The organism is Chitinophaga sp. Cy-1792, from assembly GCF_011752935.1.
Classification (GTDB): domain Bacteria; phylum Bacteroidota; class Bacteroidia; order Chitinophagales; family Chitinophagaceae; genus Chitinophaga.
In genome coordinates this window covers 1,374,469-1,396,901 of sequence record NZ_VWWO01000002.1, presented here as the reverse complement: position 1 = coordinate 1,396,901, position 22,433 = coordinate 1,374,469, and the positions used below count along the sequence as shown (strand labels likewise).

At 42.5% G+C, this 22,433-nt stretch carries 20 protein-coding genes and 1 tRNA gene; 11 read left to right on the top strand and 10 right to left on the bottom strand.

Features of this window, described 5'->3' with window-relative positions; all coding sequences use genetic code 11:
• Window positions 1-206 precede the first annotated feature (206 nt).
• Window positions 207-1,238 (top strand): RNA ligase family protein, encoded by a 1,032-nt coding sequence (locus tag F3J22_RS19875; protein WP_167019687.1) that lies wholly within the window; start codon window positions 207-209, stop codon window positions 1,236-1,238.
• Here the strand turns inward: F3J22_RS19875 and F3J22_RS19870 are convergent.
• A complete protein-coding gene (locus F3J22_RS19870; protein ID WP_167019686.1) occupies window positions 1,235-1,780 on the bottom strand; it encodes a hypothetical protein in 546 nt (181 codons plus the stop codon). The two genes, F3J22_RS19875 and F3J22_RS19870, sit on opposite strands and share 4 nt — an antisense overlap.
• A gap of 76 nt (window positions 1,781-1,856) precedes the next feature.
• On the opposite strand from F3J22_RS19870, the gene F3J22_RS19865 reads away from it, so the two are divergent.
• The 6 genes from F3J22_RS19865 (at window position 1,857) to F3J22_RS19840 (ending at window position 5,918) form a co-directional block, all read left to right on the top strand.
• Window positions 1,857-2,432, top strand: a complete 576-nt coding sequence (locus tag F3J22_RS19865) for a Crp/Fnr family transcriptional regulator (protein ID WP_167019685.1) — start codon at window positions 1,857-1,859, stop codon at window positions 2,430-2,432.
• Window positions 2,433-2,502: 70 nt separating this feature from the next.
• Window positions 2,503-2,910, top strand: a complete 408-nt coding sequence (locus F3J22_RS19860) for a DUF4267 domain-containing protein (RefSeq protein ID WP_167019684.1) — start codon at window positions 2,503-2,505, stop codon at window positions 2,908-2,910.
• Window positions 2,900-3,226, top strand: a complete 327-nt coding sequence (locus F3J22_RS19855) for a hypothetical protein (protein WP_167019683.1) — start codon at window positions 2,900-2,902, stop codon at window positions 3,224-3,226. Before F3J22_RS19860 ends, F3J22_RS19855 begins: the two co-directional genes overlap by 11 nt.
• 59 nt (window positions 3,227-3,285) lie before the next feature.
• Window positions 3,286-3,837 carry a hypothetical protein gene (locus F3J22_RS19850; RefSeq protein ID WP_167019682.1) on the top strand — a complete coding sequence of 184 codons (552 nt, stop codon included), beginning with the start codon at window positions 3,286-3,288 and terminating at the stop codon, window positions 3,835-3,837.
• Between the two features lie 91 nt (window positions 3,838-3,928).
• Window positions 3,929-4,001: transfer RNA gene (locus tag F3J22_RS19845), tRNA-Lys, on the top strand.
• A gap of 1,026 nt (window positions 4,002-5,027) precedes the next feature.
• A complete protein-coding gene (locus F3J22_RS19840) occupies window positions 5,028-5,918 on the top strand; it encodes a hypothetical protein (protein WP_167019681.1) in 891 nt (296 codons plus the stop codon).
• A 204-nt stretch (window positions 5,919-6,122) separates the two neighbouring features.
• Here the strand turns inward: F3J22_RS19840 and F3J22_RS19835 are convergent, their stop codons facing one another.
• Window positions 6,123-6,629: a DUF4240 domain-containing protein gene (locus tag F3J22_RS19835; protein ID WP_167019680.1), complete on the bottom strand. Its 507-nt coding sequence runs from the start codon at window positions 6,627-6,629 to the stop codon at window positions 6,123-6,125.
• 298 nt (window positions 6,630-6,927) lie between these two features.
• Here F3J22_RS19835 and F3J22_RS19830 point away from each other — a divergent pair, with 298 nt between their 5' ends.
• Window positions 6,928-7,527 carry a DUF4291 domain-containing protein gene (locus tag F3J22_RS19830; RefSeq protein ID WP_167019679.1) on the top strand — a complete coding sequence of 200 codons (600 nt, stop codon included), beginning with the start codon at window positions 6,928-6,930 and terminating at the stop codon, window positions 7,525-7,527.
• Between the two features lie 57 nt (window positions 7,528-7,584).
• On the opposite strand, the gene F3J22_RS19825 is transcribed toward F3J22_RS19830, so the two are convergent.
• The 5 genes from F3J22_RS19825 to F3J22_RS19805 form a co-directional block, all read right to left on the bottom strand.
• On the bottom strand, window positions 7,585-8,601 hold the full coding sequence (locus F3J22_RS19825; protein WP_255492086.1) for a PKD domain-containing protein: 1,017 nt from the start codon (window positions 8,599-8,601) through the stop codon (window positions 7,585-7,587).
• Between the two features lie 301 nt (window positions 8,602-8,902).
• Entirely contained in the window at window positions 8,903-11,401 is a 2,499-nt protein-coding gene (locus F3J22_RS19820) for a DUF262 domain-containing protein (protein ID WP_167019677.1), read from the bottom strand.
• 6 nt (window positions 11,402-11,407) lie between these two features.
• The gene (locus tag F3J22_RS19815; protein WP_167019676.1) at window positions 11,408-13,183 is read right to left on the bottom strand and encodes a DUF262 domain-containing protein; all 1,776 of its coding nucleotides are present in this window, start codon (window positions 13,181-13,183) and stop codon (window positions 11,408-11,410) included.
• Window positions 13,184-13,757: 574 nt separating this feature from the next.
• Entirely contained in the window at window positions 13,758-15,692 is a 1,935-nt protein-coding gene (locus tag F3J22_RS19810; RefSeq protein ID WP_167019675.1) for a PKD domain-containing protein, read from the bottom strand.
• A gap of 208 nt (window positions 15,693-15,900) precedes the next feature.
• Complete coding sequence (locus tag F3J22_RS19805) at window positions 15,901-16,293, bottom strand: nuclear transport factor 2 family protein (RefSeq protein ID WP_167019674.1); 393 nt, start codon at window positions 16,291-16,293, stop codon at window positions 15,901-15,903.
• A gap of 223 nt (window positions 16,294-16,516) precedes the next feature.
• On the opposite strand from F3J22_RS19805, the gene F3J22_RS19800 reads away from it, so the two are divergent.
• Both F3J22_RS19800 and F3J22_RS19795 read left to right on the top strand, forming a co-directional pair.
• Window positions 16,517-17,689, top strand: a complete 1,173-nt coding sequence (locus tag F3J22_RS19800) for a hypothetical protein (protein ID WP_167019673.1) — start codon at window positions 16,517-16,519, stop codon at window positions 17,687-17,689.
• Window positions 17,690-17,698: 9 nt separating this feature from the next.
• Window positions 17,699-18,064, top strand: coding sequence for a hypothetical protein (locus F3J22_RS19795; protein ID WP_167019672.1), 366 nt, complete (start codon window positions 17,699-17,701; stop codon window positions 18,062-18,064).
• A gap of 5 nt (window positions 18,065-18,069) precedes the next feature.
• Here the strand turns inward: F3J22_RS19795 and F3J22_RS19790 are convergent, their stop codons facing one another.
• From F3J22_RS19790 to F3J22_RS19780, 3 genes are read right to left on the bottom strand one after another with little or no spacing between them, the layout of a single operon-like run.
• A complete protein-coding gene (locus F3J22_RS19790) occupies window positions 18,070-19,812 on the bottom strand; it encodes a CocE/NonD family hydrolase (RefSeq protein WP_167019671.1) in 1,743 nt (580 codons plus the stop codon).
• Between the two features lie 18 nt (window positions 19,813-19,830).
• The gene (locus F3J22_RS19785) at window positions 19,831-20,544 is read right to left on the bottom strand and encodes a LytTR family DNA-binding domain-containing protein (protein ID WP_167019670.1); all 714 of its coding nucleotides are present in this window, start codon (window positions 20,542-20,544) and stop codon (window positions 19,831-19,833) included.
• Entirely contained in the window at window positions 20,531-21,592 is a 1,062-nt protein-coding gene (locus tag F3J22_RS19780) for a sensor histidine kinase (protein ID WP_167019669.1), read from the bottom strand. The genes F3J22_RS19785 and F3J22_RS19780 overlap by 14 nt, the downstream gene beginning before the upstream one ends.
• A gap of 132 nt (window positions 21,593-21,724) precedes the next feature.
• On the opposite strand from F3J22_RS19780, the gene F3J22_RS19775 reads away from it, so the two are divergent.
• Entirely contained in the window at window positions 21,725-22,306 is a 582-nt protein-coding gene (locus tag F3J22_RS19775) for an SUKH-3 domain-containing protein (protein ID WP_167019668.1), read from the top strand.
• Window positions 22,307-22,433 lie beyond the last annotated feature (127 nt).

The window sequence follows — 22,433 nt, the reverse complement described above, 5'->3', positions numbered from 1 at the left end:
ATGAAGATAGTGGAATCGGGTAACAGGTTGATTCTTATAAAATCATCATCTTACTAATACTACCAGAACAGCTGATGATAAAAAAAGTTTAAGTTTTTAAAGATATGAAAAGATGATAATGTTTATTTATATCCCTGATTCCGGTGATATTGCCGGGGTACATAAAGCAGTACCTTCGCCTTGTCAAAAAGCCATAGCCGCAGATCATGAACAAAAATTCTGAATACGAGAAAATGCCCAAAAGCCTGAAAGGGCTTAATTTATCGGAGAAGAGTCAGCATGAGCTGAATAAATTAAAGTGGGTGGTCACCGAGAAAATTCACGGTGCTAATTTCAGTTTTGTCTATGAGAACCACCGGTTGTTGTACGCCAAACGCAAGGATTATCTGCAATGGACGGATGATTTCTTCGGGTTTCAGCTGGTAGCTGCCAGGCTGGAAGACAGCATTATCCGGGTGTTTGAGCAGCTGGCACAGGATATTCCTGCCAGCAGGTATATCATTTACGGAGAATTGTTTGGCGGGAGATATCCTCACCCGGATGTCGTTGCTGATCCGCAGTTCCAGGCGATACAGACTGGCGTGTATTACAGTCCCGTAGTGGATTTCTGCGCTTTTGACATTGCGATGGAAAATGATGACACAGGCGCCAAGCAGTACCTGGACTATGCCAGGTCTGTTGCTTACTTTGAGGAGTATAGCATTTTCCATGCGAAGATTCTCTTTAGCGGCAAACTGAATGAGGCGCTGAATTTCAATACCAGGATCAATTCTGCCGTACCGGCGCAGCTGCAATTACCGACGCTGGACAATAATCTTATCGAGGGCATCGTTGTGAAGCCGCTGCAGCATATGGGACTAACGGAAATGGATATACGGCCCATCATCAAAATAAAAAATCCGGAGTTCGACGAAGAAAAGAAATTCCATGAAGCGGAGAAATGGTCGCTGATACCAGAGGTCACGTCCCGTGCGGAAAAGCTGTCGTTTCTGGTGGAAGAAATGAGCGGATATATAACGGAGAACAGGCTTAACAGTGTGCTATCCAAAACAGGCCGCGCTGACAAGGCTAATACGACCCGGATGAATGAAATTAAAGCAGAGTTTCTGCGGGATGTTTATGAAGATTTTAATTTAGATAATGCCGGCATTTTAGATGACCTGAGCGAGGCAGAAGCCCGGTGGATAAGGGATCGTATAGCCATGCGGATCGTTGGGTTATTAAATAGTTTTAGTTAGACGATGGCATTTCCGTCGTAATCGAATTTGTATGAATTATGCTGCCAGTCATGGGCAAGGATATATTCATCTGTCATCACAAAATCGTTTATTCCTTCCGGTGTACTGAATATATCGGCGCCTGACCGCTGCCAGCAGATATTGCCATTGTGATCAATGCGGGTGATTTCCAGTTCCCCATGAACGATGTAATCAGCGCCATACCTGAATACTTCAAAACAATAAGTGGTATCTGCCTTCGTTGTCCAGAGCGGTTCCAGCTGAGGTACGGATAAACAATATAGGCGATCAGCAGAACTAAAGATGATCCGCTCTTCTTCCACAATAACAGCTCCTTCATAGACACGTTGGCCATTCGTTCCGATAAGCGCGCTATCCAGCAGATTATCGTCTTCATACACGTCAATACCCAACAGCGAACTTGTGTAATCCGGATCTGGAAAATAGTGCCTGTTATACTCCCGGACATTATCTGCCGAGCCTGGCGTATAGTCATGGTCTTGCACTATTTTAACCGTGTATTTGCCACATTGGATTTCCATAAATTTTCTTTCTCTCTGGTAAATTTCTCTCCATAAATATATATTTTTAAGGAGAAATAAAACCATATCATCCCCCATGCATCAGGATCTCCTACAACATATCGGCTATTTCATACATCTTTCCGAAGAAGAAAAAGAATGGGTTTCACAAAGATTTATCATCCGAACTTATCAAAAGGGGGATTATTTCCTGCGGGAAGGCCAGGTATGCCGGGAAGCAGCCTTTATTCAGTCGGGGCTGCTGAGATATGTGCTTACAAAGGAAGATGGTGAAGAATTGACGGTAGACTTCAACAAAGAGCAGGAATGGACCTGTAATTACGCCAGTTTTCTGGATAAGAGTCCGTCAGGAACTGCTATTCAGTGTATTGAGCCCACTACCCTGCTGGTTATCTCTTATGATGATCTGCAGTTGCTGTATACCCATGTGGCCGAAGGGCAGAAATTTGGTCGCCTGATCTGTGAATTTTTATATGTAGAGGCTATCAAAAAAGTCCGTTCGATGTATACCCATCAGCCGGGGGAGCGTTACCTGCAGTTCCTGGATACCTACGCCTCGCTGGCACAGCGCCTGCCCCAATATTATATCTCCTCCTATGTAGGCGTACAGCCGCCATCATTGAGTCGTATCAGGAAAAGACTGTCAAAATAGATTTATTAACCTGGGTTAACGAACCCAGAATAGCCGCTTCATAGCTTTGTATTGTCAAAAACAACAAGCTATGAAAACAATCACACAGAAAACAGCATGGTTCCTTTCCCTGGCCACCGGATTACTATTGATGTTCATCGGCCTCCGGTTCTTTCTTGTACCTGAACAGGCAGAAGCTGGCTTTGGTATCCATACCGGCCTTACCGAACATTTCGAATTTCACTATATCAAGGGCATCCGCGATTTCGCGTTTGGGCTATTAACGACGGTATTGCTGCTAAACAAAGAATACCGGAGTCTGGGTTGGTTAATGCTTTGCTGTGCTATCATTCCTACCACAGACTTCATCGTGGTACTGAGTAATCCGCTGCATCCTGCTGCTGCCATCTACCCACACCTTACAGCAGTATTGATCTGCCTGACTGTTGGCCCATACTACCTCTACACCACCAGAAAATCTCAATCCTATGCTGTTTAGTATCTTATTGCTCATTCATTTTGCGGCCTTTGCCATCTATGTCGGTTATCTCGGGCTGCTATGGCCTACCCGCGGCGCAGGCCCGCGCAGCAAAGCAGGACTCGTGTTAGGGATTACAATATTGGTTACAGGTGTATTGATGGTGATGCTGAAGTATCCGAATATAAATTACTATAAAGTGGTTCCCAAGACGGTGGCCTTTCTGATAGTAACCGTTATCAATGGCATATTTGCAGAGAAGGATCTTTCGAAAGCAGCGTATTACGCGCTGATTGGACTTACCCTGGGAGCGGCCTGTATTGCGATTTTTCACTAAAGATGTCGGCATAGAAACCCAACGAATGTATATCTTCGCAGCAAACATTGTTACTCCTTATGCGTCATATACTCGTGAAATCCTTACTGTTATTGCTTTTCATGATTCCAGGCCGTTGCCTGGCCGGCGGACTCTCCGCCTGGGAAGAAGATACTCCCTTTCATAACATCCTGGCACATGATGGCGTAACAGTAGGCTGGGTAACACTTACCATGGATACCACCAGTCTTTCGTTTAAGCATTTTTATTTCTACAAAGGGTTTATTGTGGCATCAGCAGATTCATCTTACTATATCATTGACGAAGAGAAAAAGACGATACAGGAATTCGGAGATCAGGATAAATGGCAGCAGGCTATTAAGGCACAACACCTAAACCCTTTATGGAAGCGGGAATACGACGACTGTTATGGCACAGATAAATTCGGAATGATATTCGCTTTGTTCGTACTCCCGATACCGTTATTCCTGCCATTACTCTGGATAACATGTGTGATCAGTCTATTTTTCTCTACAAGAAAATTAATTTTCCTGCGACGTCATTTTTCGTGGATATACCCTACAGTATTGCTTTTGGTGTTATTACTCAATAGATATCCCAATAGTATCTAGAAAAATATTTTCAGATTTTTTCATAAAAATGCTTGCCAATTAAAAACAACTCCTTATCTTCGCGGCCCGCAATGATGAAAAAATCACTGCTGATTCCGTAGCTCAGTTGGTAGAGCAATACACTTTTAATGTATGGGCCCTGGGTTCGAGTCCCAGCGGGATCACTGGAAACCTTTCTCTACTCTGTAGAGAAAGGTTTTTTGCTTTTACGCTATAATCTCCTCTATAATGTTTGTGCGTTTAGGCGCACAGTTTACTTCTCTTTATTCAGAGGCTACGATAACGGTAAGAAGGCTGTCATCCACGCTTAATCGTTTACGGTTCCAGGAAGACGGAAGAATACCAATTCTCAGTATTAAGTAAAGTTCGTTTTTCGATTCAAAAACAGTGCTAGATAAAAATAATACTGGTGCCGTCTTTCCGCACATCCTTTTGGTTACAAATCAGCTTTAGCGGAAATATAATTACGTTATAATTTACGCTATAAAAAATGAGTGGGTCTGGATAAAAATAAATTATCAGATGCCTAAGCATTGTTATAGAATATTGAAAATAATATTTAGTTAAAAGAAAGATAGATGAATATATTTCGTATCAATGAAATAAAGTCGAAATAATCCCGGCGGGATCACAGACAATCTTTAAAACCCTTTCCAGTAGATGTTTTTGAGGCTTTTAGTCGAGCTTCGATTATATAACCTCATATTCCCCATACTTCATTAGGCTAAAGAACTTTTACCAGGTTATAAGTAAATTGTATCAGTATAATTATCCTTTAATATTTCGTTTATTCGATTCCGTTACAAGATAACTTATTACACATCGCGTTATTGTTAGTGGGTCGATTATTTGAACTCAAACTATTCCTGTAAGCTTGAAATATAACCCCAGCCATGCTGAGAATTATGATACGAAGAAATTGCACAATGTTTAATTATTATTCAAAAGTCTTTAGATTTGGCTGTTAATTAACCAATACAAAACCTATCGCCTATGAAAAAGCGTTTAAACAGTATTGGCGATTGATATGAGTGGAACAGTCATTGGGGTGTTATAAATAGCTACGATACCGATGATTAACCTGCCAGACAATTTGAAAATGTCTTTTGGTATTTCACATAAGGCAGTCCTTACGTACGAATAATTTTAGTTGTATAATTTGTGTCTTCTTAACCTAAACTATGAAATTAATGAACAGAATCCTGTGTCTGCTGCTTTTTGCAATGATTTACCTTGTAGCTTGTAAAAAAAATAATGACTCAACTCCTGATGTTCCCAAAGTTCAATCAATCACCAGTATTCTCGGCCCTATGGGCTACGCAATGAACTTTACGTACACAGGTGAATTGTTGTCGGGCTTTTCCTATCCTTACAAGGGAGGGGCCGACTTCTCCGTAAATTATGACAGTAAGGGCCGAATCGGGAATGTCGTTGCCTCTTACTATTTTCTCGGTACCTTTAAGATGGCTTCTGCTATATTTACTTATGGTACTAATGAAAACGTAAGCCGGGTGTCATATAAAACCACTGGCGGGGGCAGGAATGCCTCAGACCCTTATTTCGGAGATTTATCAGACGGTAAATTGCAAACAGCGTATGATTCTTTGACTTACGGTACTAATAATCGCATAGAGTCAATTTATTCTATGGATGCGGGGATAGTTACAGGATTAGTCCAGTTCTCCTACGACGATACTCACCCCGATGTGCCTGTGAAACTCGAACAATTCCGTAATAATGCCGGACAACTTACACTGGATGATAAAATTGAGTTAACGACCAATGATATGAATAGTCCATTTAACACCTTATGGTTCTTTCCCTACATGGATAAAATAAGTTACATGGTGGGCAGCTCTATGGGGGTGGACTTGCCTATTCTTTTTGATGACCCTTCTACATATCTTGACTATTATCTTCCATATGTGAAAAAATGTATTACTAATTATAAGGTTTATAACAATTGGGGGTTCTATAACTATAAGAATACGATTTTCAACTATTATTACGCCAGTGATGGAAAGAGATTTACAGCAAGAAAACAAGGGGGAACAGATAGTGTGAATATCATACTCAGGTAATTACTTTTGAAGCTGGTTTTAGTAAAAAAGCCCTACAATAACGATATTGTAAGGCTTTTTTGTTAAAACATTTGATTCTGTTTAAGTACCTCTAAATTATCATGAAACAAGCTCGGGAATTGTCCTACGGGGATCACCACTTCAAACGGGTAGCCAAATTTGGTACCCCGTCTCTTTTTTACATTTATCCATAACCGTTATCATTTAAATACCGCCCGGAGTTTTGGGTACAATAGAGGCAGATCTTCCTCCTTCCAATCTATATGCGCCAAAATCATAGTCCAGACCTTTCTCAAAAGCAATGTCCCTGGGAAGGTTCTCCGCATCTGCCACAACTCCACTTTTCATTTGGTAAGCGCTATCTGCCACATACAGTAGCTCCTCGAATTCAGCAAACTTTGAATTATCAACGAAATCCGCCAGGGAATCAGGATGCAGTAAGGTGTCGTCAAAAACTTTTCTGCCCATACTAATTATCCAACATCGGAAGTACAGGTAGCTGTCGTCGCTGACAGAACCAGCAATTATTTTCTGTGCACCCACGATTTTATAATCATCAAGTGCTATAATCAATTCCCTCAGTATCATCTCAAAATCTACTATATCATTCAATGAGAAACGGGCAAGGGATTTCTGAAGCTCGTCGGCTTTAAATTCTTCGGGTACATGAACAGATTCTTCAATAATCTCCCAAAACGTTGTTTTTTCCATACCAGGGATAAAAATTTTATTGTATTATGTCGACTAAAATAAACGAATATGGTAGGTAAAAGAAATTAGCATCGACTTTTTTTGAGATATATTCATATAATCCTGCGAAACCATCAATCCAACAACCATATATACGTGCACGTTACTACATAAATATCCAAAAATTATATAATTTCGCTCCCATTGAAATAAGGTATCGTTAACCAGCTACACCGCTATCCCTGACCAGCTTACATTGCTCCTTACGCTTCCTGTTATTTCACCAACACGACTATTTTTATTATCCAAATACCCAACCATGTTAGAACGACAAATCAGGGCCGTCTATGACGAAGAAACAATCACCGTATACCAGGCATACTCACCAAAGATTGGCATCCTCGCAGTGGAACACCAGCGCTTCATACCACCATTTAAAATGGACCGCATGACCTGGATCAAGCCCTCCTTTCTGTGGATGATGTACCGCGCCGGGTGGGGTACAAAAGAAGGACAGGAACACATCCTTGCCATCAATATCAAACGCAGTGGATTTGAATGGGCCATCGGCAATGCCTGCCTCTCCCACTACAAACCAAAGTTACACGGCAGCGAAAGCGCCTGGCAGGAAGCCATGAAACAGGCACCCGTACGTATCCAATGGGACCCGGAGAAAGACATCCATATGCAAAATCTTGACTACAGAAGTATTCAGATCGGCTTATCAGGTATTGCTGTTGAGCATTATGTAAATGACTGGGTAGTATCGATAACAGATATCAGCGACTACTCCCGGGATTTACATCAGTTAATCCGCAGTGGCAAAAAGGAGGAAGCAACAGCAAAACTTCCGCAGGAACGTATCTATCCACTGGATGCCGCACTGGGTAAACCTATTCATCATTCCACACAACAATAAAAGCTGTCTCTACCCGGGTAGAGACAGCTTTTTTCTTTATAAACTAAAAGTCTAACCTTAACGTATCAACGTTACCGTCCCCTTCCTGCTAAATCTTCTCCCCAGATAATCTACTCCCTCTACCATCCATACATAGGTATCCGCAGGTGCTGGCTGTCCCCTCACCGTACCATCCCAGCCGCCAGGCAAGTCGGTACTTTTAAAAACCAATTGTCCCCAGCGGTTCCAGACGCAGAAGAAGTCGAGATGCTGCACGCCAGGCGCTATTGCCCTGAATACATCATTTCTTCCATCATTATTGGGCGTAAAGGCATTGGGGACATAAAACTCCGGCCCGGTATAAACTTTAATATGAATAAAATCCGTGGCAGTACAGCCTTCCGGAGAAGTGAGTGTCAGCCCGTAGGTTTGATCGCTTTGCAGGTAAGCCACAGGATGATCGCTGTAAGGATCACTCAGTCCTGTTGCCGGCTGCCAGTGGTAAGTGACACCTGGCTGCGTCCAGCCGGCCTGCAGTTGCAGTGGCTGCCCTACTGCGATAATGGTATCTTTCCCCGCCTGCGCATATACGTTGTTTACTTTCACCGGCACCGGTACCACCGGAGAAGCACATCCTTCACTACTGAGACCATACATCGTAGCCTGGTAAAGACCGGTATCTGCATACTGATGCTGCAACGACTGCCCCATCCCCATCTGCCCATCCCCAAATTTCCATACATACTTACTAATGGCAATCCCCGGCGTTTCATTGGTGCTGCTGAAATCTGTAGCAACACCCAGACAAACATTACTTCCTGTGGCGGTAATATCAGGCGTTTCACTGAAAAGTACTGTTTTGGTGGCGGAGCTACTACAGCCCTGTGTAGTCGTCACCGTTAGCGCCACCGCATGTGGCCCTGGCTGTGTGTATGGAGGCGCCGGACTGCTACCGGTACTACTGGTGCCATCGTCCCATTGCCAGCTCCAGGTCGCGGGCGTACCTACTGTCACCTGTGTTTCATCGGTCATCGATTGATTAGCACCTAAACAGTATGGGACGGGACCAAAATCTACCTTCGGGTAAGAGCCCAGCGTAAAAGGGGATTTTAGCGTATCAGAAATACAGCCGCTGTTATCCTGGTTTACCGGTAAAAAGGTAAATCATCGAATCTGAAAGAACACAAAAAAGGATACACAAAACAATTTGGTTTTAGTGTATCCTTTTTTCTAGTAAAGTCTTATCAATACAAATTTTCTGAAATCACAAGTCAATAATAAGCAAACCAACCAAAACCCAAACATGAGACTTAAAACTTTATGGGCCATGAAAGTAAGTCAGGAAAAGGAATCTGGTAGAAGCTGGCTATTCGGAATGAACTTCCCTTTTTGGGTTTCATTTTACAATTTCATGTAGATGAGTACAGAGCATTTGTAATCTTTCCATAACTGTATTAACTTCCTCCATCCGGGAATATCCTCCATTTTCTGTGTCTGGATATTTAAAGTCTGCTTTCTCCAAAGCATCAAGGATCACGCTATCATAAGCAGATGTATCACCGGAATTGCTGTTCAATACCTTGAAATTTAAATGAAGATGGTCTTTATTAAATATATCAATACCATATTCTTTACTACTATAGATCATTCCTCGAAGCGTAATCTTTGGTATACCTGTTTCTCCATAGTCTACTGTATAATTGGCCTTAAAAGGACCGAAGTCACAGTTCTCCATTTCTTCTGTAAATAAATGATAAGTAAGTAATTCATAATGATAAGTCAACTTACTAGTTTTCAAAAGACGGATTCTTTGATCGCTATCATTTACCCGGATAAAACCCTGTGTACAAGCTTTAATCAAGCGGGGATTTCTTACAAAAGGAGCCCGCCATCCCATAGGAATATCTGCAATAAATCTCCGACAGGAATCTTGGAAATTTTTGGGATCAAATCGATTATCGTCGAGTAATTCTTTTACAAGTTTTCTGCGTGCAGTCTGCACTTCGTTGTCATTGTCCTGCCTGCCGTTTAGTCGCAAAAGTCGTTTCCAGCTATAATCACGAAGATTAGCAGAGCTATGGAGAAAATTTTTTCTCCAATATTCGGCGGTGATCAAATAATCACCTTTGGAAAGCATAGCCCTTTCCCACAGATACTCCTCCTCTGAAGCGTTACTTCTGTTATTGAGATAATCAAACAGTGCGGTAGATTTTTCCACATAGCTATTAAATATATTCAGGAATGTACTATCTTCTTCATCGTTCCAATTACAATGCTTATTCCTGTTATAATACTCAAGTATCCCGCTGAATTCTAATAGGAAGCCTATCTGACCTCTTACAAAAGAATGCTTCTCGATACTCAACACAGCAGTAGCCCAAGGATTTCCTTTGAGTATAAGACAGGCTTTGATTTTCTCCTCTTCTATTTGTTGACCATAGAAAGAGCTGATCTCCGCTTCTCCTCCTGCTAAGTGCGTCAGAATATCTGGCATATAGGGAGATAATTTTCTAATTTCCTTCAAGGCGTTCGCTAAACTTCTTGAATCGTCGAAATCACTATTCTCGGTAAGGTTATAGACAACCCGCATCATTTCTTTAAGTCCGCTGGTTTCAAAACCCCTCAAAATATACGTCAGGAATGCGTGAAATCTAATTCTATCAGTCGCTCTGAGGTCATGAATGAATGCCTTCCGGGATACCGACCAATGGTTATAATGGTGATCTTCCGGCATATGGGCAGCATCTATCTCAGTTACCTTTAGTAAGCTATCAAACGAAGCTACAAGAGCGGTAATAATATGAGCTTGCAGCACTCCATAATCCTTATAATTGAAGAAAGAAACACCTTTCGCCACTCCTTTATAACCGGCTTCACTTTTGATATCCTGTGTACCCACCAATTTTCTCAAATTATCATCTACACTATCCCTATTACAGGCATACTCATTAGTGAGTATGACGCGGATAAAATTCATGATGTAGTCATCAGAAAAAACTGGCTTCCCATTTTCATATGATTGAGCCCAAAAAAAATCCAGCCATTTTGTGTCAATGCTATGGGAAAAGTAGTCTTGGGTTAGTAATTTCATTTCACCCTTTCCGGACTGGAACGACCAATGCTTAGGCTCACCCTTAAACAGTTCTGCTATTTCTTTTTCCAGTTTTGCCTTGAAGTTCTCAAAGGGTGTTAGCTCCTTGCCTCGAGAATTTATTTTAATATAGAGGTCATCTGTAAGATGTAGTTCTCCAATATCGAGAAATTGAAAGGTAATTAGAGGTGGCTCACTTTTTATAAGCCTGTTAAAGAAGTCCGGTTTATTTCGAAACCTTTGATCTATTGCATCCAACATAGTGAGCATAGACTGGATTGTCGGATCCTGTCTCCATGACTCAAAGTACCAACCTTCATTTGTAATAATTGTGGATAATGATTTACCATGTTCTAATGGCCCAAAATCAACAATACTTGACAACAGTGCATCACAAAACTCACGGGCACTGGCACGTGTTTCGTATGAAAATCGGGACCTATTGCCATCCAGCAAGTTTTCACGTAATGTTTGTTCGTTCCCGCTCAAGGTGCCTAAATACCAGTGAAGCAGAAAAAGGGTAGTAAGACGCTGTTGTCCATCCAGTGGAATAAATGTAGGCGCCCCTTTAACAGGCCTTGAAATACTACCATAGACAAAATCCAGATCCCTGTTGGGAATATTTTCATCCAGATACTTATAAAGTGTTGTCAGGAATTGCGATCTTACTTCTTTAGCAGATTTTCGTCCCTGTGCATAATCACGCTGAATAATCGGTATTTCAATGTTCAATTGTTGCGTGGAAAATAATTGAAAAAATGACAACCTTTTTCCTTCATTAATTTTTATTTCACTTAATTGCATGGGGATTTACATTTCTTGTGAGGGAAGATAATTTTCTAACATACGAAAAATGGCATTAGTGTATGACAATGCATCACTTTCTTTCCAATGCATGACATCGCCAAGGCGATCTGCATAATATTTTAGAAATACGTTCTTAGTACAAATAGGCACAAACTTTCCTATGCTGTCATTTTCAATAATATGCTGGCGCTTAATGGGAAAGAATGCGTTTTTGTAACTACGATTTGTGGCCGAATCCAGGAGTGTAAGGTTCCCAATGCTATCTATGTATTTATTGCGGTCATCTAAATCAGCATCGAATCGATTAGCTATTTCCTGTTTTATTTCTGAAAACATCACTTCGTTAACAGCGTCCATGGAATAAAGTTCGAGAATCCTTTTACAAAAATTCCCGTCATCTTCTTTCAAGTCATCCAATTTACTCTTGTTTTGTAAGATTACTTCTATACTAAGACCTGTAAAATATTTCACGATATCGGCCATCCAGTCCTTCCTATAGCGTTTATCTATATCTCTTTCTGTTTGAGAGTTGATATGTTCAATGTCCCAGTCATAAGTTTTGAATAAATCAAATGGAAACCTGCTCTCGCCTTCAGATTTCAGAAGCGTCTGAATATTGAACAGTAACAACAATCTCTTAATTTCGGCTCGATCATTATTATACTCCAGATTGACAATTTGAAAATTGACAGTATTTTTTATTTTTTCATTCAGGATTTCTTTAAATTTATCCTTACTTATTTTATCTGCATCAGCTTTTAGTTTATTCATTCGATAGCCGCAACAAATGAGATATCCAACCAAATGATATAGCTCATTGTTACTGAACCAATCTTCAAGGACCTGAAAGTATTGTTTTACCTTGATCCACATAGCACCTATGTCAACTTGTCCGTTACTATCTTTGACCAGGTTTTCTTCAGAGATAAATGCATAGAATGTATGATAATAATCAGTGTCTTTTTGTCGATCAAACATTCTATCAAATATATATTCAATACGGTTCTCGTAATTAAATGTATCAGCTGCATCATAGATAAAATACCAGAATTCATCACGTTGGAGCATCCTTTCGATATAATCCCACTCAGTTGCGATCTGGATTTGTTTTACATCAGCCTTTTCTATTGGAAAATGTTCTTTTTGTAACAGGAAAGCCTTTATCAACTCTGCACTTGTTAAGGGAATTTTCCCTATGTTTAAACGGGTAAAGATATCAATATGAGTGGCTGTCTCTGACTCATCAACCTGATACCATATTACCTTTACGTTTTTTCCTTCATCATCATCATTTAGAAATGTTTGTTGAAAGTTGATCTTGGTATTCGGACCTTTACTTTTGAACCAAGCTTTAATTGAATTAAATGCTTCGCTCATGTGATAATAATCAATGTTATCCTCACGGTGAATATCGCCAATATTCTCAATGAAGCTCTGGCTTTCAGGTCTTGTCTCGTAAGAGATTGAAAATTTAATATTGTCAAGATCATCTGCCCGGGTTTGTAAGTAGGTAATGATCAATAGAATGGTTGTTAATCGTTGCTGTCCATCAATGACGATCCATCCTTGAGGGGAGGGAGAAACAACCAGTGGCTGTAGACAATAGAACACTTCTTTGAAAGGAGTATCTTTTTTTTCTGCTCGGAATCTCCAAATATCATCCAGTAAAGCTATAACTTGTGCCGGCCCCCAGCGATATCCTCTTTGATAGGCGGGAATATAAAAAATTTCATTACTTAAACGGCAAATAGGTTTTAGTATTAATTTCGTAGTGGTCATTAATAGGGACTATATTTTTATGTAATAAGCTAATTTATATATTTCCAGTGATATTATAAGTACTCAAAAACCTAATACAGAATACCTGTTAAATCAAGTCTGGTGAGATGAAATTAAATTTTTTGAAAGATATAGGCACAATATTATACCATCTAACATTATACTTAACAATCGAGGATTGTAAATGTAGATGATTATAATTTTTAATTATAAAATTGCTTTTGTGCAAAGTAAGCTAATCCAGAAGGATACAAACCCTACACACAAACTTATCAAGCCTTAAAAAGTGGTACTATTCTTCTCCCTACAGGAACTCATCCTGTGAAACCATCAATCCAACAATCGTATATACGTTCACATTACATCGATAACAGATATCAGCGACCACTCCCGGGATTTACATCAGTTAATCCGCAGTGGCAAAAAGGAGGAAGCAACAGCAAAACTTCCGCAGGAACGTATCTATCCACTGGATGCTGTACTGGGTAAACCTATTCATCATTCCACACAACAATAAATGGTGTCTCTACCTGGGTAGAGACACCATTTTCCTTTATAACCTGAAAGTCTAACCTCAACGTATCAACGTTACCGTCCCCTTCCTGCTAAATCTTCTCCCCAGATAATCTACTCCCTCTACCATCCATACATAGGTATCCGCAGGTGCTGGCTGTCCCCTCACCGTACCATCCCAGCCGCCAGGCAAGTCGGTACTTTTAAAAACCAATTGTCCCCAGCGGTTCCAGACACAGAAGAAGTCGAGATGCTGCACACCAGGCGCTATCGCCCTGAATACATCATTTCTGCCATCATTATTGGGCGTAAAGGCATTGGGGACATAAAACTCCGGCCCGGTATAAACTTTAATATGGATAAAATCCGTGGCAGTACAGCCTTCCGGAGAAGTGAGTGTCAGCCCGTAGGTTTGATCGCTTTGCAGGTAAGCCACAGGATGGTCGCTGTAAGGATCACTCAGTCCTGTTGCCGGCTGCCAGTGGTAAGTGACACCTGGCTGCGTCCAGCCGGCCCTCAGTTGCAGTGGCTGCCCTACTGCGATAATGGTATCTTTCCCCGCCTGCGCATATACGTTGTTTACTTTCACCGGCACCGGTACCACCGGAGAAGCACATCCTTCACTACTGAGACCATACATCGTAGCCTGGTAAAGACCGGTATCTGCATACTGATGCTGCAACGACTGCCCCATCCCCATCTGCCCATCCCCAAATTTCCATACATACTTACTAATGGCAATCCCCGGCGTTTCATTGGTGCTGCTGAAATCTGTAGCAACACCCAGACAAACATTACTTCCTGTGGCGGTAATATCAGGCGTTTCACTGAAAAGTACTGTTTTGGTGGCGGAGCTACTACAGCCCTGTGTAGTCGTCACCGTTAGCGCCACCGCATGTGGCCCTGGCTGTGTGTATGGAGGCGCCGGACTGCTACCGGTACTACTGGTGCCATCGTCCCATTGCCAGCTCCAGGTCGCGGGCGTACCTACTGTCACCTGTGTTTCATCGGTCATCGATTGATTAGCACCTAAACAGTATGGGGCGGGACCAAAATCTACCTTCGGGTAAGAGCCCAGCGTAAAAGGGGATTTCAACGTATCAGAAATACAGCCGCTGTTATCCTGGATAACCAGTTTCACCGTATAATTGCCGGCTGCGGGGTAATCATGCGGCGCAGGCTGGGCTACCGAAGACTGCGTACCATCGCCAAAATCCCACCACCAGCGGGTAATAGTACCAAAAGAACTGGAGTTGTCGGTAAAAGTTACCGGCGTGCCCTCGCAGTATATCTGCTGCGATGTAAATCCGAATTCAGGCCGCAGGGCTGCACAAAATTGCTGCAGGTTATGCGAGCCGCCGGTACTGCCGGCAAAACCCCATAGCACTTCAGGATCTCCACCGAAAATATCATTCACCAAATCTTTGTCTATACTTAAACGGTACTGATTATCTACACTTATTTCCAGGTGTTTCGTAGTGGCGTCCCAGTTAATCCGGAACAGGTGCCATTTACAATCTTTAATATTATTTACATTAGGCAGTACCGTAACCGGCCCCGCCAGGTTATTAGGACTATTATGATCCGACACACCATTCATCTGAATGGCAACGTGGTCATACGGAGGGTCATTTTCATCATAATTCTGGTAGGTATCAATGATTACACCCAGCGAAGGAGATATGCCTTTAAATCCAATCCCCTGCCCGTTTGCCCCCAGATTGGTACCTTTTGTCTGCAAAATAAACCCTATCCCATCGGCGCCATCGGTATTACAGCCGAGAAATACATCAAAAACATAATTAAATGATTGATTCAGATTGATTTTATTCTTATTCCAGGCAGTGCCGCTGGTGAAGGTGACGTCCTGGGTAAGTACATAGCAATTGCAGCTGGTTTGCGTGGCGGAACCATTGAGGATGTAGGGAGACTGACTCTGAACAGGAAATGCATAGCAAACTAATAATATGTTGGCCAGGAGCGCTAAAATTTTCATAACTGGGAATTGGGGCACTGATTACCTTGGTTACCTCGCAACAAGTTAAGGCGCGCTTTGATAATATCAAAGCGGTATTATGCAACGGATATACGGCAATATGAAGTGCTCTTTCAGGGACTGTCCGGGAAAGCAAAACACCCGTTTCTCAGGCAGAAACAGGTGTTTTATCTAAAATCAGATTACTATGCGGCATCATATTGCAGAATTATAATTCCTGCCGGTAAGATACCTTATCGACAATCTGCCATCTGCCGCCTAACTTCATCAGGTTAAACCGATCGATAAACCGGAAGGTCGCAAATGTCAGCTGTACCTGCGCCGAGGCAGTATCACCATCCCAGGTATACGAAATAAGTTCAGGCTGACATTCCTGTACAGTTGCTTTGCCAACCAGGTCCAGGTATTGTGGTAATGCCCACTGTACCAATTTCCCCTCAATGGTGGTCCTGATATAGGCATTTGGGTGAAATGCCCGCCGGAGTCTTTCCAAATCTAATACCGGACGGCCTTCGAGGTAATCATTCAGTGTAAGAAGAATCAACTGTTTTTCTGCTGCATCCATTTGAGTAGCCGGAGTTTCCATAGTTTTTTTCAGCAAAGCTATTTGATTTCTCTCCCACACCTCCTACCCCAATTACTGTTTTTTGTATTGAAATTCACTATTCTATCTGGATAAATTTAGCAGCAAAATTATCAGGATCGCAATTATTTTGTTTACCACCGGATGATTGCTTATTCTTATATATACCAATATTACTGTAACAGCTTATGAGGATATCCTCTTTTAATCATTTACCTGTTTGTAAAATATATTGCTTCCTATGAATTCAACACGAAACTGGCTGATAACCACTGTTATCCTGATTAATTTTATTTCCCGGGCCCATAGTCAGTCGGTAATTATCCCGAAAGGAATTGTGCTTCCAAAAGACTCCCTGGTCAGGGAACGCCTGATCCGTTCACTGAATGGCTTCCTGGCGCAAGCAGACCAGCCGGCTATAAAAAATGAATATATTCTTAAAACAGAACTACTCGCCACTTCCGCATTATTGGACGAAATGAAAGGAATGCGGCAAAACATCACCCTGAAAGATAACGACTTTTATAAATGCTACCTGGGCAATGCTGTACCATTGGATGATAATAATTTCATACTACAGCTATCATATATTGGTATTAATGAAAATACACCCCTACTGCGTGGGAACTACAGCATAATGGCCCGACAAATCAATAATAACTTTTATTTTTATTCACCCTTAAAACAAAACACAGCTCACTGGAAATCTCAGAAAATAAATAATACCACTTATTACTTTAAGGATACGCTGTATACTTCTTGCGCGGATGCATTTGAAAAACACCTCGATCTCTACAACAAAAAACTGAATATTCCATCTTCAGTGGCAGACTTCTACTACTGCGATAATTTTACAGAAGTGCTGCAGCTGGTGGGTGTAGACTATAAATATAATTACAACGGCATTAAAAATAATCAGCTGGTATCCCGGGAAAACAATACCGATTTGCTGGTAAATGGATGGACATCTAATCCCCAACGCTTCGACCCGCATGATATGTGGCACGACCGCCTGCGGATTGTACTTGACAAAGATGTAATTAACAGACCCGTCGACGAAGGCTGTGCCTATCTATATGGCGGCAGTTGGGGCTATACGTGGACAGAGATTTTAAGTATCTTTAAAACGTATATCAATAACAATCCCAATGCCAACTGGCAATCCCAGTACATGGATCTGAAGAATTTTTCTGAAGGAAGCAAGCCATTAAAAGTGGCATACGTATTAAATGCCCTGATCGTACAGGAGATTGAGAAAAAGAAAGGATTTCCCGCAGTTTTACCATTGTTAAGTTGTGGTAAGAAAGAAGATGGAGATGCAAATTATTTCGCTGCCCTGGAGAAAATAACCGGCGTGAAAAAGGAAGGCTTCAATCAGTATATAACGAAACTGATAAAAGCGGCCTATTTATAAAAAGCTGTAATGGAAAATATACATGTAAGAATTTCAGGAAAACTAAGCCCAAAGGTGCTACCACTCTTTGCTGAAGTGCTGGGATCGATGAAACTGGCACGCAACGAAATCATTTTCTTCTGTAGTTATTCAGCTTATGATATTCCGGCAGGGCATTGCTTTTCTGAAATTCTTAATAACGATAAAACCACCAAATGCAGGATCATTCTCAAAGAAATCAGCCAGCAGTTTTTCAAACCATTTGACGAAATACCTCACGGATGGAAAACAGTCTGTAAGTTTGAATTTCCTGATGGCATAATTCCTTCGGCAGTAATGGAATTACCGGCATTAGATGGCTGGGGGTATGAAAAACATTTCCTCATTTTCCAATAGCTATCCTATGGCATGAGTACCGGAATAGCTATCGTACTCTCCGAAAGCCATTCCAGCACCAGCGGCACACCGGCATCGGCAACGGTTTCTGTGCTGACATCCTTCCCTGTTCCATAATTCACCTGTGCAAAAGGATTTCTGTCTGCATCTACTACTATCATGATACTGCTGCCGGCGGGAAGTAATTTGCTGATCATCCGTGACCGGTCAAAAGGCAGGTGTGCGATACCTCCTGGTGTCAGCAGCTTCCGTGTAGTCCTGTCCGTTATATAACTGGCCCTTGCGAGGAAGTAGGACAACTGAAAATAACTACCATCCGCTTTCACTTCATATAAGGCCACATGAAAATCGAAATCCTTTTTATTGCATTTAACGTACAGGTTGCCTGCAAAAGCGCCACTGATAATCATATTCCGCTGCAATGGCTTGCTGACAAAAGCCAATCCCCCGTTTCCCGGAAAGGATGTCTGTTCCAGCGGGAATGGGTAGTAGGAAGATGATTGTGTTTTGTCTGCCAGATTTATGATTTGTTTAATACTACCTTTCATGGTTTTTCCGGCAGTCAGGCGGTGAAACTTTTTTTCACGATGCGGATCCAGGTGGAAAGTCCAGATGGAGTCGTGCATCTTTGCGATGGCCGGAACATGGCGCCAGCTATTGGCACCCATTACTTCAAAATTAATTTTATCTTTTAGTATGGCAGGTTTTGGGGCTCCTTTGAGAATATAGTCGAGCCATTGAAAGGTAATTTCGCGGGTATTGATCAGTGCGGCGCTATCTACCTTATACCCTCTCAGCAATGCCGTACCACCTGTTTGAGTTCCGAAATGATCGTATGGGCCGATAATCAGGTAATGCTCCGCAGATGGGTTATAACGGTAATGGCTATACAGGTATTCCAGGCCCGACACCTGTCCGTCATCATAATAACCTTCAAAGGTCAGTACGGGAATATTGATATGTGCGAAATCCTGCTGCCATGGCACCATCGCCTGCCAGTAGGCATCATAACCGGGATGCAGGAGCCATTGCTGCAGCCAGGGAGAAGGCGTACCATCAATACTGTCTATCCGGTTAAAGGCGGCGCCACTATTGTACCAGCGGCCGCGCATACGTTGCCACCGGTCATTGTCGTTATTAACGATATTATCGGTGAAACGGTTATTGGTAACATAAAAGGCCCACTGATAATTGGCTGTAAGAAATACGTTGTTTTCCATCGGCAGGCCTTGTCCGGGAATGGCCGCCACATAAGGCACAATCGTTTTCAGCGAAGGGTGTAGCTTTTTGGTGGCGGCCCATTGGGCAAATCCGGAATAGCTGCCGCCATACATCGCTACAGCGCCATTGCACCACGGCTGCCGGCTAATCCAGTCTATGACTGTATTCGCGTCTTCACACTCCGTTTCATAAAGCCGGATACTATCCCTGCCAAGGTACTTCCCCCGGGCATTGGCAACAATACCTACATACCCATGATCAGCCATGGACTTCGCCTCCCGCAACGAACGCTCCGGGCTGGTGTAGATGGTATAGAAGAGAATGCCTGGGACTTTTTCAGTAAGTCCTGTGCGCCTTACCAGTGTAGCCGTTAGGGTTATTCCCTGCGGGGAAGTGATGCGTATACTGTCTTCTATATGATAGTGATTTCCCATGGATGTACGCAGACTATCGTAAACGGGGCCCGGGTACTGGGCATAGCAGTGGCTGGCGCCACTCAGCAGGAGCAGCAGCAATAAATATTTCATGTAAAAAGCATTTTGTGTTTAAGGTAAACGTGCGATTTGCTTTAACCTGGAAGCCTGTCTGACAGAGGTTTCCAGGAGCGTACCATTTTTCATGGTAAGGCGCATACTTCCATTCGGCAAAGTTTTCGTTGAGTCGATCTGCCTGGTATTTACTACCTGGTTTCTGTTGATCCTGCAAAACAGGGCTGGGTCCAGGCGTTGCTCAAACTGTTGCAATGAACTTTTGATAACGCTTTTCTGCGTGTCGGTAACGATGGTGATGTAGTTGTCTGTTGCAGTGATGTAGTGTATGTCTGCCGGCTGGATAAGCGTTCCCCTGTTTCCGTTTTTAATAAATACAGGCCGTGTGTATTGCAGGTCATGATGGCGGGCCAACAAACGCTCCAGTACCCGTTCCATGGCCAAGGCAAAGCGTTCCATACGAATTGGCTTCAGGAGGTAATCTACCGCATTTACATCAAAGGCCTTAGCGGCATATTGATCAAAGGCGGTGACAAATATGATGGCGGGCAGCTCTGGCAGCTGTTGCAACAGGTCGAAACCTGACAGCCCCGGCATCTCTATATCCAGAAAAATAATATCCGGCTGAAGCGTCTCCACAATTTCCCTTGCCTGTTGTACATGCTGCGCCATGCCGGCGATCTCCAGCATGAAGTAAGGTTCCAGCTGTTCCCGAAGCTCTTCCCTCGCGGCCTTTTCATCATCTACGATCAGTACTTTATATTTTCGCATGCAAGGGTATTTTAATAGTAGCACTGACATTTAATTCATCCGTATGTATTTCCAGCGCAGCATCACCGTGATAATGCAATGCCAGCCGGTCACGCAGGTTTTGGAGTCCGATCCCTGTACCTGTTGCAGGTTTCCAGGCGCCGGTATTGGTGACGGTGACCATCAGGAACGGTTCCTGGCGGGCCGCATGGATGCGGATCACGCCCCCATCCTGTTGCTGCATGATACCATGTTTGACAGCATTCTCCACGAGCGTCTGAATGCTCCAGCGGGGAATTTTTATCTCTTCTGTATCAGCCGCCAAATGGTGCGTTATACGTAATATTTCTCCCCATCTCAATTGTTGTAATTCAAGATAATCCCCGACAATCTCCATCTCTTCACTAAAAGGAATCAGGGCCATATCTTTTTCGTATAGGGATGACCGTAACAGCGATGCCAGCAGGTCAATCGCACGGCGTGCCTGTTCAGGTTCATTCCTGACCATGGATTTAACAAGGTTCAGGGAATTAAACAGGAAATGTGGCTGTAGCTGCCCTGTCAGCTGCTGTAACTGCATTTCGCTGGTAATCAGCTCCAGTTTTGCTTTTTCTGTAGCTATCCTGATCTCGCGCTGCGAGTAATGGTACAGATGGTATGCCAGCAGCCAGATAGCCATCAGCCTTACGCCGGCAATAAAGGTAGGTTCTGCTGCCATGGCAGCATACTCCCGGAATGGCGGGTGGAAAGACGGTACCAGCCAGTATTTCAGGAGATAGAGCTTCGCAATGGTAACCACCATGAACACCACCCCCATGATAATGACAGCAGGGATCAGCCGCCAAAGCAATTGTTGCGCCCCCAGCTGGTTCCATCCGGCATGTCGCGCAATAGCACGGTAAATATGGGTAATACCTATGTAACATAACATGTCGGTGATGAAAAAGCAGACCGCCAGCGACAACATAAAACCTTCGCCGGTAAGGCCTTTAAAGGCCCAGTACAACGAAGCCGCACCCCAGCCGAAAAGCTGGCACTTCCAATATGTCGACAAGCCCTGTTTTCTCATATGAACAAAGGAACAAATAATTTCAGGACCGGAGAATTAAAAGACGGTCAGCGTTGAAATATGGGGGATAAGCGTCTTGTACCGGCGGAACCTTAATTAATTTTTTATAATATAATCAAATATATTGCAGCTATGCTACTACCTAATACACCTGAAAACCTGGAAATGGTTCTAAAAGCAGCCGGATGGTATGAAGGCCGGAATATACGGTCAACATTGGCTAATACACTGGCATTTCATATGTACCCTGAGAACGTACAGGCATTTCTTTCTGAATTCGGAGAACTCCATATCAAAAGTGCAGGGATAGTCTATGGCGATTATCAGATACCTGGAATTAAGCAACTTAACGATGTAAGTTTTGTGAATAATGTAAAAAGAGATATCTATCTCACAGGTAACGAATGGGACAAAAACAATCAGTCGGACGTTTACTATTACTCCCTGATTCTTGGCGTACAACTGCATGATGTTGGGCACATTAAAACCTGTGGACCAATATACCTTGATGACAAAGGCAATTTCTACCTCCATGACTTTCTTAATAACCTATATTGGGTTGCCGATGCTGCCCCGGTTGCCTTTGCCAAACTTTTCTTTGGATCAATTGATATGGCTATATTTCATGAAGGTAAATGGAGAATATCTCCTGAAACTAATTTGGATATCTCACACTTACCGGTAAGTCCGGATTATGATAAAATTGACTGGTAATTTTTTATTCAGTCATCATATTCAAACAGGTCAGGGATATAGACTGACACAAATCATTATGTAAATAATAATTTCAATATATCATATCAGCAACAAAACACCAGCCGCGAGCATATTTCTTACCTGG

What these genes read in the sequence shown, in the direction of transcription:
- F3J22_RS19855 (WP_167019683.1), top strand. Translation starts at nt 2,900, where the DNA reads ATGCTGTTTAGTATCTTATTGCTCATTCATTTTGCGGCCTTTGCCATC.
- F3J22_RS19780 (WP_167019669.1), bottom strand. Translation starts at nt 21,592, where the DNA reads ATGAGAAAACAGGGCTTGTCGACATATTGGAAGTGCCAGCTTTTCGGC.
- F3J22_RS19785 (WP_167019670.1), bottom strand. Translation starts at nt 20,544, where the DNA reads ATGCGAAAATATAAAGTACTGATCGTAGATGATGAAAAGGCCGCGAGG.
- F3J22_RS19840 (WP_167019681.1), top strand. Translation starts at nt 5,028, where the DNA reads ATGAACAGAATCCTGTGTCTGCTGCTTTTTGCAATGATTTACCTTGTA.
- F3J22_RS19835 (WP_167019680.1), bottom strand. Translation starts at nt 6,629, where the DNA reads ATGGAAAAAACAACGTTTTGGGAGATTATTGAAGAATCTGTTCATGTA.
- F3J22_RS19815 (WP_167019676.1), bottom strand. Translation starts at nt 13,183, where the DNA reads ATGACCACTACGAAATTAATACTAAAACCTATTTGCCGTTTAAGTAAT.
- F3J22_RS19810 (WP_167019675.1), bottom strand. Translation starts at nt 15,692, where the DNA reads ATGAAAATTTTAGCGCTCCTGGCCAACATATTATTAGTTTGCTATGCA.
- F3J22_RS19870 (WP_167019686.1), bottom strand. Translation starts at nt 1,780, where the DNA reads ATGGAAATCCAATGTGGCAAATACACGGTTAAAATAGTGCAAGACCAT.
- F3J22_RS19830 (WP_167019679.1), top strand. Translation starts at nt 6,928, where the DNA reads ATGTTAGAACGACAAATCAGGGCCGTCTATGACGAAGAAACAATCACC.
- F3J22_RS19790 (WP_167019671.1), bottom strand. Translation starts at nt 19,812, where the DNA reads ATGAAATATTTATTGCTGCTGCTCCTGCTGAGTGGCGCCAGCCACTGC.
- F3J22_RS19795 (WP_167019672.1), top strand. Translation starts at nt 17,699, where the DNA reads ATGGAAAATATACATGTAAGAATTTCAGGAAAACTAAGCCCAAAGGTG.
- F3J22_RS19860 (WP_167019684.1), top strand. Translation starts at nt 2,503, where the DNA reads ATGAAAACAATCACACAGAAAACAGCATGGTTCCTTTCCCTGGCCACC.
- F3J22_RS19875 (WP_167019687.1), top strand. Translation starts at nt 207, where the DNA reads ATGAACAAAAATTCTGAATACGAGAAAATGCCCAAAAGCCTGAAAGGG.
- F3J22_RS19850 (WP_167019682.1), top strand. Translation starts at nt 3,286, where the DNA reads ATGCGTCATATACTCGTGAAATCCTTACTGTTATTGCTTTTCATGATT.
- F3J22_RS19775 (WP_167019668.1), top strand. Translation starts at nt 21,725, where the DNA reads ATGCTACTACCTAATACACCTGAAAACCTGGAAATGGTTCTAAAAGCA.
- F3J22_RS19800 (WP_167019673.1), top strand. Translation starts at nt 16,517, where the DNA reads ATGAATTCAACACGAAACTGGCTGATAACCACTGTTATCCTGATTAAT.
- F3J22_RS19820 (WP_167019677.1), bottom strand. Translation starts at nt 11,401, where the DNA reads ATGCAATTAAGTGAAATAAAAATTAATGAAGGAAAAAGGTTGTCATTT.
- F3J22_RS19865 (WP_167019685.1), top strand. Translation starts at nt 1,857, where the DNA reads ATGCATCAGGATCTCCTACAACATATCGGCTATTTCATACATCTTTCC.